The following is a 15,298-nucleotide window of genomic DNA, read 5'->3' as shown; positions in this document are numbered from 1 at the left end:
TAATCTGAGGCTTTTTGGAACAGGACCGGAGACGGTCACAGGCAAACGTCCGAACGCCGGATGTTCGGGGGTATGTGGTGTTCATGAGGGGTGATGAGGCTAACCAGGGATGATGGCGGCGGATTGGTTCCTCGAAAGATCTGCAACAGCCGTTGACAACATCACAGGCATCCATTAGATCCCGCGCCAGTTTCATTAAGGCCGGTGCGTAGAGCGATGCTCCGTTCCGGCAGCGTGCCTCGCTTTTGAGGCAGCCTCATTACTGCGGTGACGGGGCGAGCAAACAAGCAAGACTTCCAGAATCGAAAAATCGGATGCGGCGTTGCCGCTGCCCAAGTTGCGTCTCGGCAAGCCCACGGCAGCATCAGCGGCTCCGCAATTGAAACACAAACGCGGTTCGCGACTGTCGGGGAGGCATTTGTGCGCATTCTTCCGGCAACGTAGCGCCGCCAGAAGAGGCATGGAATGAATAAGCCAGTGAATTCGACCACATCAAGCACGTTCTCATCCGAGATCGGATGGGAGATTGGAAACGAGCAAGATGGTGCTCGGCGAGCAGAGAGTACTACAGACATCCCGCCCGCAGTTTCAGCAATGGATCAACACGAAGGCGATGTTCCGACCGGTGTTGAGGCAGGGCAAACGTTGCCTGCGGTCAGTTCGCAGATCCATGACTACGATGGCGTTATCGAGGCCGCTGTCATTGAGGTTCAGCGCTTCCACAAAGTGCTCGCGCACTTGGTCGAGCGGGGCCAGCGATCTGCACATACAACTCTCAGCTTACTCTACCCACTCTCGATGCGAGCTTTGACCGACACCGAGTTCCGCGACGCTCTACTGGATCGTGCCAGGATCAGAATCCGGAAGGATACACCCCATCATCTTGGCGTTGTTCGAGCAATCGTCAAAGCCGCTGGTGTTTCGGTGCCAAGCTCCACGTTACACGATTGGTCCATCGCACTTTGGGCTTGGGAGATCGACGGAGTTGAGCCAACCCAAGAGGCAGTGCGTCGCTGGATTTCAAAGCTCGCGGATCAGCAAACCGGTAGTGGGCGTGCGCCCTCACTTCTGGCGACAGCAAGAGCCATTGTTGAATTGGAGACTGAGGATGACAAGCGCGAAATTCGAGAGGAGAACCGCCAAAAGGCAAAGCTCGAATGGAGCCGGTTCCGGGTGCGACAGGAGGCAACGCCTCTCGCCACGGTCAAACTAAAAGGTCAGCGGACCAGCCAAAGCGAATACACGTTGCTGTTGGCCCGCGTCCAAAATGGGCGGGCAACCATACTTGGTGAGGTAGGAAAGGATGTAAAAACCGTCCGAACCCTCTGGCACAAGCATCGGGTATGACCATTTGGTGGGCTGCCGAATGGGCAGCCACCAAACATCCGCGTTGTGGCTTTCATCGGCGATCTATCGGCGTTCCGAATGACACCGACCTAAATCTTGGGAAAGCGCATCTTGAAGTAGGTCGCATCGCTGAGGCGCTCGAAGCCGAAGCGCCGTCCATAAAGTCTTTCCGGACAGGGGCCGAGGGGCCGAATTACGAATTTACCGGTACAGTTCTCGCGACACCAATCCTCACGTTCCCGATATGCTTGTTCGAATGCACCTGGGAGCGGGAGGGTAGTCCGGTCCAGTCCGATACAATCGACGATATGATGGGTGGTAACTTTCGCCTGCCGAACACCAGCGATCATATGCAGGAGGGCAGAGGATTGGATGATCTCGTGGCGGCGCATTGATGGCCTCTGGTGGGTTTCTTCTATTTATCCAACGAGCTTCGATGGATGCCTTACGTTCCACGGACCGATAAATACCGGATGATCACCAAATGCTCCTCGGCGCACCGATGCGCCTATATCGAGTGCACCAGATGTGCGAGGCGATACGCTCATCGCACCGCCCGCAACTTCGAGACCACGAGCAACGGGCGAAATTACACCATCGCCATTGCTGCCGACGTCAACGCCAAAGTGGAGTTCGCTCACTGGCGGGTCACTGCGTGGAACATCATCGCGTATAGACGGCAGATCTGCCATCGATGGAACAGCATTTCACTGCGCCTCTGGCTGTGCCATGACAAAACGGTTCATGGGGTTGTATCGCTCGGGTCGGTCACCGAGAGCGAGTTGCTTGCAGCCTTTGAGGCACGGTGGCCGACTACTCTCAGCCGGATAAAACAGGAGGAATTGCGCGACATAGTTCTGGCCATTGTTCATCCCGGCAGCCTCATGACAGACGATCCTGACCATCGGCGGTACCAGTCTCGTCATATGACGGTTCGCCCGCGCCGTGCTCGAACGAGCCCGAAACGACCAGTGCTCGTGTATATGCCAGATCCGTTCGATGAGCCTATGCCGCTGTTGATTGGCTGATCGAAAGATTCAAAGGAAAACGACCCCTTCAGGTAACGATATGTCGAGCGACCACTACCTGGGCTACGAGGGTTCAGGCAAGGCTTCTCCGAAATCGGAACCTGCCTGAGGGTCTAACATTCGGTTGAGCGTACTGCTGAGCCTACCACCGGGCGACGGGGCATCCCAGAATATGCTCAGCCCTCGATAAGCCGCTCGACCCGGCAAAAGTGACGCTCCGGCGCGACCCGCAATACGGTGCCTATACGGGTGATCCCGTAAAATCGGTTGGCGACTACACCAGAAAATGAGCGGGTCTCAGCCCGATTGACCGTCACTGGAATGGTGCCCGAATCCGTGTCCGAGCCATACAGGGCCTCTGCGCGGCACCAGATTCTGATCCCGGCGATGGTCCGGTCTGACCGGTTGGTGATCATGCCGCTCGCATTGATCGCAAATCGTTCCGGACCAGCCAATCCGATCTCGGTCGCCATCGTGATCGCCGCCTTCGAGATAAAGCTCTCGGGTGAAAGGCGCGGGTGATCCGGAGACGAGCCCGCAAGACCAAGGAGTGTCAGCACGAACCTGAACCCGAGAAACACAACGCTGCCGATCAGCAGCCAGGACATGATCGGCGTGGCAACGATCAGCAAGCCAACGAGGACCACCCCGAGCAGGCACAACCCCACAAACATCAACAGCGCGAGACCGGAATCCATGGGCTATCCTTGGTCCAGGAATAGGTCTGTCGCCTCGTGCTGGTAGCGCGGCTCGCACGAGAAACTTGACGGGATCGCTCTGGGAAGGAGCCCGTTCGGTTCGAGTGCCAGGGAGATCTGTTCCGCAGCCCCCGGAGCGATATAGCCATAATGAAAGTCGGTTGAGACATTCTCTCGACTGGCCTCCGGATCGGTCGGCTTGAAGCGGGTCTGCGGCACCTGGAACGAGCAGCGAAGCCAGAAATCGTAAATTCGAGCATTGCTATCGTTTCGCACGGTGACCGTGATGAACCAGCCATCGACACTCACCCGTTCGTTGCTCACACGGACTTTTGCGTTGAAGGTACGGGTCACGGCAGCTTGTGCCCCGACCTCCTTTCGATCAGGTGCGATTATTTCAGTCGCGAGCCAGAAGCCAATGCCCGCCAGCATAATTCCGACATGCGCTCCCAGCCAGGGGATCACCCGGATCAGGATCAATAGAGCAAGAAGACCGGCTTGAAGCATATGGCCTCCCGGACCAATACGCGTGGATGAGGAGAACGCGGCTACACAACCTCTCCCGCCTCTGCGATCTCTCGCTCAAGTCCATCGAGTTCAGGCTCCATCTCGTTAAGCCTATGACGATGGCCGGTGCCGCCCCATTGGCCCAGCAAATTCATGATGCCCCTGGTGCGCGGATGAGCATCCTCTGAACACAGCGCCGGGATGCCGAGCGCTTCAAGTTTTCCTCGGAGAGCGGCTGCTGCCTCGGGATCGACGAGCCCATTCCTTTTGGCGTAGATCTCCGTCAGGACCCACGAGCCGTTAGTCAGGCGATGGCATTGGGCTACCAGTCCGGGTGGATGTCGCCATTCGAGCAGGACCTGTGCCCCTTGTGCAAGGTGAAGGGTACGGCTCGCCGCGCAGTTGCGGAAGCGCCGCCCCAGCGAGGCCATTGCTACGCCTGATGTCACCACCGCAAGATCAGGATCATCCTCAGGAACAGGAAGATGCACAGGAGGCCGGTCTACCTTCTCAAGCCACCGGCTGAACAATGCTCCCAGATCGGTCTTTTCTCCCAAATTTTCAATCGACTGGCGAATTGTCTCATCGGTTGCGGATGAGACCGTGCTCCGGACAAGAGCGAGTGCCGCATTCGCATCGTCCGCTTGAGACGCTCCATAAAGGCGGTTCAAGACATTCCGATGGACCAGAATGGGATCAAGGCGGCTGATGACCTCGATGTGAGTGGCAGTGATCGAGCCGCTGCGCTGACGCAGAACATCCCGACGTGCCCGGTGCTGCGGGTCCGAGAAGATCTCGAACAGCGTGAAGTACAAACTGGGTTTACGAAGCGGCTCATCGCCGATTCGACTGAGGACACCGAGGAAGCCGTCCGGAACATCGCCGAATACAGCTTGGAGGATCTCCCGCGCCCGTGTAGCCATCAACGCACGGGCAATCTGTTTGAAGGAGGTCTGATGGTTCAGATCGTCGGTGAGCGCGAACGGGCGAAGGCGAGTGGCGAGGGCTTCGGGACACTCTCGGGTTAGAGCAGCCAGAGTGGAGAAAATCGCTTGCCGCTTGAGGGCAGCGCCGCAGAAGACGAAGGACAAGAATGAGGGACAGGCGGCGTCCAGTTCAACGGCGGTGCTCAGCGGCCAGCCGGAGAAGGAACGTGGGCGGATATCGTGACTCGCAGCAGATGGGACCACAGGCACGCTCCATGTTATCTCGAATCATTCGAGACTCGCACGGATCTCCAACCTGTCTACTAATTTCGCTGACCTCCAATGGATCTAAACCAAGCGGATAAAGGAGATCGCAGGATCGAACGATTTGAACGGCAGGTATTTGGAGCCGTTACCCTGCCACCGATGGATGGACCACCGGCTTATATCCGGCAGCCAGGACACGGATGGTCGGTTCAGGCGTGAGTACTATGACCTCTTCATCTGCCGCGACACGACGGCGGTCGCTATAGCCTTCATGAGACCAGCGGTGGAGACCTCCCTGCCATATCAGCCACGCCGTCTCCGACTGCTCAGGGAAGCTAACGATGGTTCCATCTGGTAGATCGCTCGATCTCGCGCGAGTTCTGATCTGCCTCTTGTCTTGAGCAACCCGTGCCTGATGCAGCAGCTTATCGACCTCTCCTGCCCGTGGGGGAGCTTCAAGACCATACGCCTGCTGCCACGCGTTCATGTACCGCTGATAGTCCAAGGGCCGACATTGACCACATGGCCGGTGGCCTGCTGCCAAAGCGGTAGCTTCGTCACAGAAAAACAACTCGGTGTAATTGTCGGGCTGCATGAGAGTGCGGCGGGCTCCCTTGTAGGAGAGCACGCACGTGACCCAAGCCTTATGCTTCCATCGAGCCTTTCCAAGGTTGCCGTTATCGTCGTGGAGAATGCCCCGATTACCCATAAAATGCCCACGGGCAGGGCTGGCCTCGAAATCGCCAAAGGGTGTTACACGATTGCAACGCGGCATAAGGCATCCTCCCGTCCGGAATGGCAAGTGCATCGTCAGTGAGATCTATGTTATCGCGGAAAGGATCGAGTACACGCGCCAGCCTCGCGATACCATTATAGCGGGCTGCCTGCTAATGCTGGGCAGGGATCGCCCAGGCGTCGTAAGCTCGCGTACCGGAACGCTGGGGCTGCGCCAAAAACGTCGTGCTCAAGTTGGTCTCTCAGCACATTATCCACTTTTCAACACTCGGCGTCTGAAATACCCCTTGGTTCAGTGGGGGCTCGCTTTCCGAGATCTTGGGTCAGTTGCTTGGGTGCTAATCCACCCGCCAACAGGTATGGCCTTATGGGTTTGGGTGCATCGCCTTCAAGACACGGATGAAGGCGGCTATGACCAAAGCTCTCAATGATCTCCTTTCCTCATTTCGCAATGCCGCCAAGACGGAACGCGAAAAAGGAACCTATTTCGAGCGACTTGCCATCGCCTTCCTGAAAAACGACCCCGTTCAGGCCGTGCAGTATGAAGAAGTCTGGTCGTTTTCGGACTGGGCGCAGCAACAAGGTATCGACCGTCGTGATACCGGCATTGATCTGGTGGCGAAGCTGAAAGACGCCGAGGGGTACTGCGCCATCCAGTGCAAGTTCTACGAGGCTGACAAAAAGATCGCGAGAAGTGAAATCGACTCGTTTTTCGCTGCGTCAGGCAAGGCTCCTTTCACACGCCGATTGATCATCGACACCACCGATGCCGAGTGGAGTGAGCACGCCGAGAATGCCCTGAAGGATCAGCACATAGAGACGTTACGGATTGGCCTAACCGACCTGTCGGAAAGCCCAATTGATTGGGGCGTATACCGCCGCGAGCAGAAGGTCGTCCTCGCGCCAAAAAAGCAGCTTCGAAAGCATCAGGCCGAAGCTTTGGACGCTGTGGAAAATGGGCTCAAGGATGCTGACCGTGGCAAGCTGATCATGGCTTGCGGGACCGGTAAAACATTCACCAGCCTAAAGATCGCAGAAAGATTGGCGGGCCAGGGTAAGATCGTTCTCTTCCTCGTCCCCTCCCTCGCCCTAATGTCCCAGAGTGTGCGTGAGTGGACCAACGATTCCGAAACTTTATTGCGATCTTTCGCTGTCTGCTCAGACAGTCAGGTTGGCAAGCGTCGGAATGGAGATGATGTTGCTGACTTGGAGATCCATGATCTTGCATTTCCAGCCACGACCGATGCCAAGAAGCTGGTAGACAAGATTGCCCACCCAGCAGAGGACCGGATGACTGTGGTCTTCTCGACCTACCAATCCATTCAGGTCATCTCAGATGCCCAGAAGAACCACGGATTGCCCGAGTTCGATTTGATTATCTGCGATGAGGCACATCGCACAACTGGCGCAGTCTTCGCCAATGGTGACGAATCCAACTTTGTGAAAATCCACCGGCAGGACTTCATCAGTGGCAAAAAGCGCCTCTATATGACTGCTACACCACGCATCTTTGGCGATGCCGTGAAGACGAAAGCGAATGAGGCTGCCGTCGAACTCTGCTCAATGGACGACACCAACCTGTACGGAGAGGTCCTGTTTCAACGGGGCTTCTCGTGGGCAGTTCAGAATGGGCTTTTGACCGACTATAAGGTGATCGTTCTGGCAGTGGACGAGGAGATGGTGAGCACAGGCGTCCAGAAGCGCCTGACCGACGCGAACAGCGAGCTATTGCTCGACGACGCAACCAAAATTATTGGATGCTACAAGGCGTTAACGAAGGCTGATTTGAAAGCCGACGTGTCTTCCGACCCCCATCCTATGAAACGGGCGATTGCCTTCTGCAAGGACATCCGAAGCTCAAAGCTAATCACGAACGAGTTCAAAGCGGTTGTCGAGGAGTACCTGGACGGCGGCAACGTCATGGATGGCTTCCCAGGCGACACGTACCAACTCGACTGCCAGTTGGAGCACGTCGATGGCACGTTTAATGCCAAAAGCAGAACACTGCTTCTCGATTGGCTAAAGGAGGACTCTGAGGGCGACACCTGCCGCATCCTTAGCAACGCCCGTTGTCTGTCAGAAGGTGTCGATGTCCCGGCGCTCGATGCTATAATGTTCCTGCACCCTCGAAAGTCCCAGATTGATGTCGTGCAGTCGGTTGGCCGGGTGATGCGGCGTGCCGAAGGCAAGAAGATGGGATACGTCATCCTGCCAGTGGGTATTCCTGCCGGTGTCTCGCCAGAGGAAGCCCTCAAAAATAACGAAAAGTACCGGGTTGTCTGGCAAATCTTGAACGCGCTCCGTGCCCACGACGACCGCTTCGATGCCACCATCAACAAGATGGACTTGGGTGTTGATGTGAGTGGTCATATCGAGGTCATTGCAGTCACAAACCAGCTTCCGACGAAGACAATGGCGAAGCGGTCGGGTGTTGGGATTGGACGTGGCAGCGCGTCTGATGATGAAGTGTATGGGGATGACCCGGCAACAGGTCAGCAGTCGGCTGTCCAAACCGCCTTTGTTTTCGACGAGTTCTCCTCAGCTATCATGGCTAAGATCGTCAAGAAGTGCGGTAAGCGTACTTATTGGGAGGATTGGGCTGGCGACATCGCCAAGATCGCCCAGACCCATATCACTCGCATCAAGGCTCTATTGGAACAGCCCGACACAAGGGAGCGAGCCGCCTTTGAGACCTTCCTTGAAGAACTGCGGGACGATCTGAACGATAGCATCACAGAGGTAGAAGCCATCGAGATGCTGGCTCAGCATCTGATCACCAAGCCCGTGTTCGAAGCCCTGTTTGAGGGATACAGCTTCACGTCTGAGAACCCCGTCTCAAGAGCCATGCAGTCTATTCTGGAAGTGCTGCATGAGCAAAACTTGGAGAAGGAGGCCCAGAGCCTTCAGAAATTCTATGACAGTGTGAAGTTGCGTGCAGCAGGCATTGATAATGCTGAGGGCAAGCAGCGCATTATCGTGGAGCTTTACGACAAATTCTTCCGCAATGCCTTCCCGAAGATGACTGAGAGGCTGGGCATCGTTTATACACCAGTTGAAGTCGTTGATTTCATCATACACTCAGTGAATGACGTGCTTCAGGCTGAGTTCGGCCAAACCCTTGGAAGCAAGGGCGTTCATATCATAGATCCGTTCGTCGGGACGGGCACCTTCGTTACCCGCCTTTTGCAATCTGGCCTGATTAAGCCAGACCAACTGGAACACAAGTACACTCACGAGATTCACGCAAACGAAATTGTGCTGCTCGCCTACTACATTGCAGCGATCAACATTGAGGCTGTGTACCATTCATTATCGGGTGGCGACTACAAGCCGTTTGAGGGCATCTGCCTTACTGACACGTTCCAGCTTTACGAGCAGGAGCGCGACCTCATTAGCGACCTCATGGCAGACAACAGCAGCCGCCGCGCCCGCCAGAAGGCGCTCGACATCCGGGTTATCATGGGCAACCCTCCGTATTCGGTCGGACAGGAGAGCGTTAATGACAACAATGCGAACCAGTCGTATCCCAAACTTGATGAGAGCATCCGATCGACCTATGTGGAACGATCGATGGCCACGAACAGCAACGGCCTCTACAACAGCTATATTCGTGCCTTTCGCTGGGCAAGCGATAGAGTCGGTAAGAGCGGCATAGTCGCCTTCGTCAGCAATGCAGGATGGGTTGATGGCAACGCAACCGATGGACTTCGTAAATGCTTGGCTGACGAGTTCGCCAACATCTATGTGTTCCACCTACGCGGGAATCAGAGGACCTCGGGCGAGCGGTCGCGGCGCGAGGGTGGCAAGATTTTTGGCTCGGGCAGTCGCACCCCGGTCGCGATTACGCTGCTGGTGAAAAACCCCGATGCCACCGCGCACGGCCAAATCTACTTCCATGATGTCGGCGACTACCTGAGCCGCGAGGAGAAACTCGCCATCGTCGCGAAGTTCGGCAGCATCAGGGGCATCAGTGAGGCAAATGGCTGGCAGACGATCGAGCCTGACAACCACGGGGACTGGCTCAATCAGCGCGATTCCAATTTCTCTGAGCTTTTCCCGCTGGGAGACAAAGATAATCCGACCGCACCAAAACTTTTCGCCAACTACTCCCGTGGAATAGTGACACAGCGCGATTCATGGTGCTTCAACGGAAGCCGCGATGCTCTCGCCAGTAATATCCAGCGCACGATCGAGTTCTACAATGCCGAAGTTAACAGGCTGAATGCCGCAATTCCGGTGAGCGACCGGAAGGCACGCGAGGCTGCTGTCGATACCTTCATTAACACCAACCCCACAAAGGTCAGTTGGACTCGTGCGCTGAAGCAGGATTTGGTGAGGGGGAAGCGCTTTGCCTTCGATGATTCCAGCTTCACCCGAAGCCTCTATCGTCCCTTTACGAAGCAGTGGTTATATTTCAATCGTTCAATGAACGAGATGGTTTACCAGATTCCCCGGCTGTTTCCCGACGCGGCAGCCGAAAATCGAATTATCGGGGTGTCCGCTCCGGGGAACATAGCTGGGTTCACCGTTCTGATGAGCGACGCAGTTCCGGAGCTTTGCATATCCGCTATGAAAGGCGGAACGCAGTGCTTCCCGCGCTATGTTTACGATGTAGTCGAGGAAATACCCGAAACGGCGCAAGGCGGTCTGTTCGATCAAGTTGGCCAGAGCGTAGGCGGTTACACCCGCCGCGATGCGATCACGGACGAAGGACTTGCGCACTTCCGACTGGCATATCCCGGTGAGGCGATCACCAAGGATGACCTCTTTTTCTATGTCTACGGTGTGCTCCATTCGGAGGACTACCGGGAGCGATTTGCTGACAATCTGTCAAAGGAGTTGCCACGCATCCCGGTTGTTAAGGGTGCTGCGAACTTCTGGGCCTTTGTCGAGGCCGGTCGAAAACTTAGCGAACTTCACATTGGCTACGAAACGGTCGCGCCTTTCCCGGTGACCATCGCCCAAGGCGACCTGCGACTGGCGAACATCGCAAATCCAGAATCTTTTTATCGTGTCGAGCAGATGAGATTCGCTGGCAAACGGCCCCATCTCGACAAGACTACCGTCATCTACAATGCCAACATCACGATGACCGGCATCCCGCTTGAAGCATACGAGTATGTCGTCAACGGGAAGCCTGCGCTCGAATGGGTGATGGAACGGCAGGTTGTGAAGACCGACAAGAATAGCGGCATCGTCAACGACGCCAACCTTTATGCCGTCGAAACGGTTGGCGACCCTGCTTACCCGCTTAAGCTGTTTCAACGGATCATCACGGTTAGCCTCGAAACTATGAAGATCGTGCGTTCCCTACCGTCGCTGGAAATAGCTCTCGTAACGTCGGCACAGGATCGAGTAGCCGCCGAATAGATTACCCATGCAGGGAAATAGTATGGTTACCTCCACTGGTCCAAGAGGCCGGACTATTCGTGTCTTTCTCGCTGACGGAACCCCGACTGGGATTCTGACAGCCGAGATCATGGCCTCATGGACGGGCAAGGCGATTGTTGCACCACGATCTCGTCTTCCGGACCTGCTCTTCCGCCATCCCCCTCATGCCAACACCCCACGCCCGAAGGCGCAGGGTGCTGGCAACGTCAGGCGGGATGTGGAGTTATCAGCTTCTAATACAGATGCTGAATATCATTTCCAGCCTCTTGAGCCTTTCAATCCGCTTGCCATGCCCCCAATGTCGCTTGCCTCGCCATAATAATACGCGCTCATATACACCCCTTTATCGGGATGCAGCTTGAATTCTAAATTGTAGTAACCGCTTCCGATTACCGCGTGGCATTGCACAAATCCTGGCGCATGCAGAGGACTCTTGTCTTTTGCGTAATCTGCGGCCTCTTTCAAAGAGAGAAATGGAAGAACTCCTGTCTCCTGCTTGCTCTCTATCAGAGACAGAGCTATTTTCTCAATGGTAGCGGAGTGGTCTTTCTTTTTGTTCCAAAACATCAATTGCCCCTTAGTTTAACCTGCGAGTGTGTCGCAATCGGCCGCCGCATGCTCGTTGATGGCGATTCTAATGTATTGGAATCTTTTGTTAAAAGGCAAATGTGTTTTCCCATATACCGTCGCGCTCCCAGCGACGGTATCCGGCTTACTTGCGAATCGTTAGCCGATAGCTCGTCGAAATTCTGTGCCACGACGTAAAGACAGCACTTTGGACGACGGCCTTATACAGATCGCCGAGCATTCCTGGCTTCAAATCTCGTGGTGGATGGTCGGCTCGTCTTCGAGAGTGGCTCGGACGATATGGGTGCCAACCTCGGTCATTCCGATCTCCTCGTTGGCCGCGCCCCTGATACGAGGCCCGCCCGTCATCGTTCTTGGCACGCCTGTCCCGGTTTCAAATGATTTTCGCTTGAACATAGTCCACCCGGCGCTCCTAACCATCTTTAGGGGTGGGTATCTTGCGGGCCGCAGGACCAAGTTGGGGGAGTGGCTGGCCGCGTCTTGAACCGCCAAGGTTCGATCACCACGTGGCTGCCGTAAGCACGTGAAGGTTCACTCATGCGTCGCGAAACGCGCGGCTGGGTGATGCTGAAGGCAGACATGCTTTCCATGCTGAGGCTCATTAACGAGAAGATGCGGTCGCGGGTGATCGACGCGCGGCATCAGGATGTCCTGGTCCGGCTACGAGAGATCCTGGAAAACGATTTGAGCGGTCTTCGTCTCAATCGGTCGGCAAGCGAGCGCGAAGGTGAACGCGAGAAGGCAGGATAAAGACCCGGCCAACGCATTCCCAAAGCCTTCGCGTAGGCCAGGGCTCGACTTTATTCGCTGAGAGCCGCACTCCTAACGTTCGTAGGTGCTCGCTCCCACATATCCACGAGTTTGTCGCAAACTGCTACTTGTTGCTCAATAAATGAAGCGCCTTCGCGCTCCATTGCTCCCGCGAGGAAAACAAGATTTTGGAAGGTCTCTTTGTCCCCAAGAACTGCCCATAAGAAGGTTTGTGGAACTCCCTTTCTTATGGTGGCCTTCTGGATCGCCTCTACGAAAATCTGGTTTTCAATGTTGTTGCCAGCCCACGATGGCACGTGCCTCCCGCCAGACCTGACCTCGCGCTCTGCGCGGTGTTCATTGACGTAATGCGTGCGCGATTTTGCATTCAGGTAGCTTTTGATCACTGCAAACGCTACATAGGCGATTATCGAAAGACCTGCTGTTGGCCAAGCAAGCAGAAGCGCCAGTAGAAAAAGAAGGACCATTAGCAGATTTCCATTTTGATTATTGCGGGTGGTATTTGTAATTGTTCGATACGGGGGATTGTCTTAACTGACAGCAATCCAATCACGAGAATTTTGATCAAATTCCAGCGTCGTCATCGCCCCTCCACCCTCTGGGGTGACTTCGACCAGAACTCGGCCCTCTGCATGGTAATGAGAGCTTGCTTTCTCTTTCGCTTCAGCAAGGCTGGCGCAGCGAACGGCCTCTTTGTTTTCGAAGATTAAGAGGATTAAATCTGCCATTTCGTTCGCACCTTTAGACCGGACATACCCCAAGTGGCCTGTCGATTGACGGCAAGATGACCTGATCCTTTCCAAGGAGCAAGTGTTGCGGGTGTTTGACGGGGTATCATGGTTGCAAGAGTGCCTGCCGTCACGCGATGAGAGCTATAACCATCAACCAAGGAAGTGTGTCTGGCGAGGCATCTCATCCCAGGTTCTGCCGTCCAAAACTCTTCCCGTGGTGCTTTTCACGGGACCACCCCATTGCTTGAAGTGAAAGGCTACATCAGCTTCCAGACATTGATCCCGGATCTCACGCACCCATTCCGGATTCATCGGGCGGGCACCTGGGCCGCTTTCGCCTCCGACAATCACCCAGTCAATCTCTGCAAGGTTGATCCCATTTAATGGCCCTAATAATGGTTCGAGGGATAGGAACTTGACCGCAGCATGAGACTTGCGGAGGCAATCCACCCGCTCAAGATAATCCTCATTCTCTACGCTGACGCCCATCCAGGTATTAGCTGGCCAGGAGAGTTGAGGCGACAGTTTCAGTAGCCGGTCCGCACGTTTCGTTAAGACTTGATACGTGTGCTGCGGCGTCTCTTTCATGACCTGGAAGACCGCTGAAATGAAATCCAGCGGAACATCCTCGTGGAAAAGATCGGACATACTGTTGACGAATATGCGCCTACCCTTGCGCCAAGTCTGCGGGACTGTGAGAGCCTTGTAGTCGAGTACGACTTTACCAGTCCACTTGTATCGCCCACCGGTCTTTCGTGTGGTTCCCTTGTATTTGTCCTGGCCCATCGCTTCCAGCCGCGCAGCCATGCGCATGGCGTAGCAATTTGTACAGCCCGGCGACACGATGGTGCAGCCGCCTACGGGGTTCCATGTGGCATCAGTCCACTCAATGGAGGATGAGCTACCCATGGCTAAGACGCCAACTTGGGGAAGGTGACAAGGGTCTTATCAGCAAATGTCCCCGCCTTTCGCGACTTTGCCGGGGGATCTGCTTGAATACGGCCAGCGGCTTCAAGCTCTACGAGGGCACTCTTATAGTTCTTCGGCAGATACGGCGTGTCCACATGGTGGGAGTCGTATACTTCTTTCATCGTGAGCGTCCGCCCCGCGAATTTGCGAACTAAGTCATCTCCGAGGGCTTCCAAGGGACGCGCGAGAGAAAACAGCAATGGCGTTGCGGCATCCGCAGGAGAATATGTAAATGAAGGCACACCTTGATCCAGGGTTGAGCTTTCTCTGGCCATGATATCCTTCATGATCTCGTATCCCCGAATGTTCTTGGTCACGAACACGAGCGCATGGGAGGTCCTACTCCCATCCTGTTTCTTGAAACGGAACGGCAAAACATACCTCGCGCCTAACTCCTTCAGTGCCCCTGCGAGTTCTTCAAGGATGTACACTTCGCGCTCGCCCGATGACTTCTCGCGTACGAAGTCCCGCATCCTTTCTGCTCTCTTCGAGCCGAACAGCGCATCCATGTGTTTCGCAACCATGGGATTGCTGATTCCCGCGTTGATACGGCCATAGTTAAAGAAGAACACGCAATCACAGCCCCAATCCTTTATGATTGCCGTGATGAACTTTGCCGACAAGTCCTTGTAGCCAAATGGATCAACGAACGAAAACGTGGGGCACATGTTCGCACTGACGAACATCTCCTCAGCATCCTTATCGATTTCCGAGCAGAGAATGATGGGTTTGTTCTTAAGTTTACTGAAACCCTCTAATTCATCAATCGCATTTCTCAATGACTTGATGTTGTCTTCGTCTTTATCGTTGAACATTGCGACAAGAAGCTCGGACAACTCCTTGTTCTTTATAGCATTTTCCAGGACCATAATCGGCGTGGACTTAGACCCATCATCGTAACGACCGGGACCAGCGAATAGGTCGATATATGCGAGCTTGTTAATTCTTCCGTATTGACGCCTGTTCCCAAGCATGACGTTGCACCAAGCGTCGAAGTACTTCGAGACAATCTTAGCCTTGACTTCAGATTGATCCTTTTGCTCGTTGAAAAACTCTTGGACCTTCGCCACGCGCTGCTCCGGATTATAAGATCGGCTTCCTATCTATGTCATGGCAACAAAACAAGAACAATGGGCAGGCGCAGATTGTCCCCAGTGCAACCCTCATCACAGCGATTGCGGATCAAGAGATTGGCCGTTCCTGCGCCGGTTACCCAATCCGCCGCCATCATCCCTGGTTAGCCTCATCACCCCTCATGAACACCACATACCCCCGAACATCCGGCGTTCGGACGTTTGCCTGTGACCGTCTCCGGTCCTGTTCCAAAAAGCCTCAGATTA

The 15,298-nt window shown here is 55.0% G+C and carries 13 protein-coding genes; 5 read left to right on the top strand and 8 right to left on the bottom strand.

The features are described from left to right. The first annotated feature begins 465 nt into the window (after positions 1-465). From ACFOYU_RS16335 to ACFOYU_RS16325, 3 genes are read left to right on the top strand one after another with little or no spacing between them, the layout of a single operon-like run. A complete protein-coding gene (locus ACFOYU_RS16335; RefSeq protein ID WP_377034415.1) occupies positions 466-1,347 on the top strand; it encodes a hypothetical protein in 882 nt (293 codons plus the stop codon). Then, positions 1,344-1,742, top strand: a complete 399-nt coding sequence (locus ACFOYU_RS16330; protein WP_377034414.1) for a hypothetical protein — start codon at positions 1,344-1,346, stop codon at positions 1,740-1,742. The genes ACFOYU_RS16335 and ACFOYU_RS16330 overlap by 4 nt, the downstream gene beginning before the upstream one ends. A 9-nt stretch (positions 1,743-1,751) precedes the next feature. Next, positions 1,752-2,375 carry a hypothetical protein gene (locus ACFOYU_RS16325; RefSeq protein ID WP_377034413.1) on the top strand — a complete coding sequence of 208 codons (624 nt, stop codon included), beginning with the start codon at positions 1,752-1,754 and terminating at the stop codon, positions 2,373-2,375. A 176-nt stretch (positions 2,376-2,551) separates the two neighbouring features. Here ACFOYU_RS16325 and ACFOYU_RS16320 read toward each other — a convergent pair whose 3' ends face one another. From ACFOYU_RS16320 to ACFOYU_RS16310, 3 genes are read right to left on the bottom strand one after another with little or no spacing between them, the layout of a single operon-like run. Continuing rightward, positions 2,552-3,073 (bottom strand): hypothetical protein, encoded by a 522-nt coding sequence (locus ACFOYU_RS16320; protein WP_377034412.1) that lies wholly within the window; start codon positions 3,071-3,073, stop codon positions 2,552-2,554. Positions 3,074-3,076: 3 nt separating this feature from the next. After that, positions 3,077-3,580 (bottom strand): hypothetical protein, encoded by a 504-nt coding sequence (locus tag ACFOYU_RS16315; RefSeq protein WP_377034411.1) that lies wholly within the window; start codon positions 3,578-3,580, stop codon positions 3,077-3,079. Between the two features lie 41 nt (positions 3,581-3,621). Next, entirely contained in the window at positions 3,622-4,770 is a 1,149-nt protein-coding gene (locus ACFOYU_RS16310) for a hypothetical protein (protein WP_377034410.1), read from the bottom strand. 1,149 nt (positions 4,771-5,919) lie between these two features. Here ACFOYU_RS16310 and ACFOYU_RS16305 point away from each other — a divergent pair. After that, positions 5,920-10,878 carry a DEAD/DEAH box helicase gene (locus ACFOYU_RS16305; protein ID WP_377034409.1) on the top strand — a complete coding sequence of 1,653 codons (4,959 nt, stop codon included), beginning with the start codon at positions 5,920-5,922 and terminating at the stop codon, positions 10,876-10,878. A gap of 273 nt (positions 10,879-11,151) precedes the next feature. Here ACFOYU_RS16305 and ACFOYU_RS16300 read toward each other — a convergent pair whose 3' ends face one another. Next, positions 11,152-11,466, bottom strand: coding sequence for a hypothetical protein (locus tag ACFOYU_RS16300; RefSeq protein WP_377034408.1), 315 nt, complete (start codon positions 11,464-11,466; stop codon positions 11,152-11,154). Positions 11,467-12,024: 558 nt separating this feature from the next. Between ACFOYU_RS16300 and ACFOYU_RS16295 the strand changes: the two genes are divergently transcribed. Then, positions 12,025-12,237: a hypothetical protein gene (locus tag ACFOYU_RS16295; RefSeq protein ID WP_377034407.1), complete on the top strand. Its 213-nt coding sequence runs from the start codon at positions 12,025-12,027 to the stop codon at positions 12,235-12,237. Between the two features lie 50 nt (positions 12,238-12,287). Here ACFOYU_RS16295 and ACFOYU_RS16290 read toward each other — a convergent pair whose 3' ends face one another. From ACFOYU_RS16290 to ACFOYU_RS16275, 4 genes are all read right to left on the bottom strand, one after another. Then, a complete protein-coding gene (locus tag ACFOYU_RS16290; RefSeq protein WP_377034406.1) occupies positions 12,288-12,725 on the bottom strand; it encodes a hypothetical protein in 438 nt (145 codons plus the stop codon). A gap of 63 nt (positions 12,726-12,788) precedes the next feature. Beyond that, on the bottom strand, positions 12,789-12,986 hold the full coding sequence (locus tag ACFOYU_RS16285; RefSeq protein WP_377034405.1) for a hypothetical protein: 198 nt from the start codon (positions 12,984-12,986) through the stop codon (positions 12,789-12,791). Between the two features lie 153 nt (positions 12,987-13,139). After that, on the bottom strand, positions 13,140-13,898 hold the full coding sequence (locus tag ACFOYU_RS16280; protein ID WP_377034404.1) for a DUF5131 family protein: 759 nt from the start codon (positions 13,896-13,898) through the stop codon (positions 13,140-13,142). Between the two features lie 2 nt (positions 13,899-13,900). Continuing rightward, positions 13,901-15,028: a three-Cys-motif partner protein TcmP gene (locus ACFOYU_RS16275; RefSeq protein WP_377034403.1), complete on the bottom strand. Its 1,128-nt coding sequence runs from the start codon at positions 15,026-15,028 to the stop codon at positions 13,901-13,903. Positions 15,029-15,298 lie beyond the last annotated feature (270 nt).

The organism is Microvirga sp. GCM10011540, assembly GCF_042650665.1.
In the GTDB taxonomy this organism is placed as follows: Bacteria; Pseudomonadota; Alphaproteobacteria; order Rhizobiales; family Beijerinckiaceae; genus Microvirga; species Microvirga lenta.
This window is presented reverse-complemented; position numbering and strand designations above follow the sequence as displayed.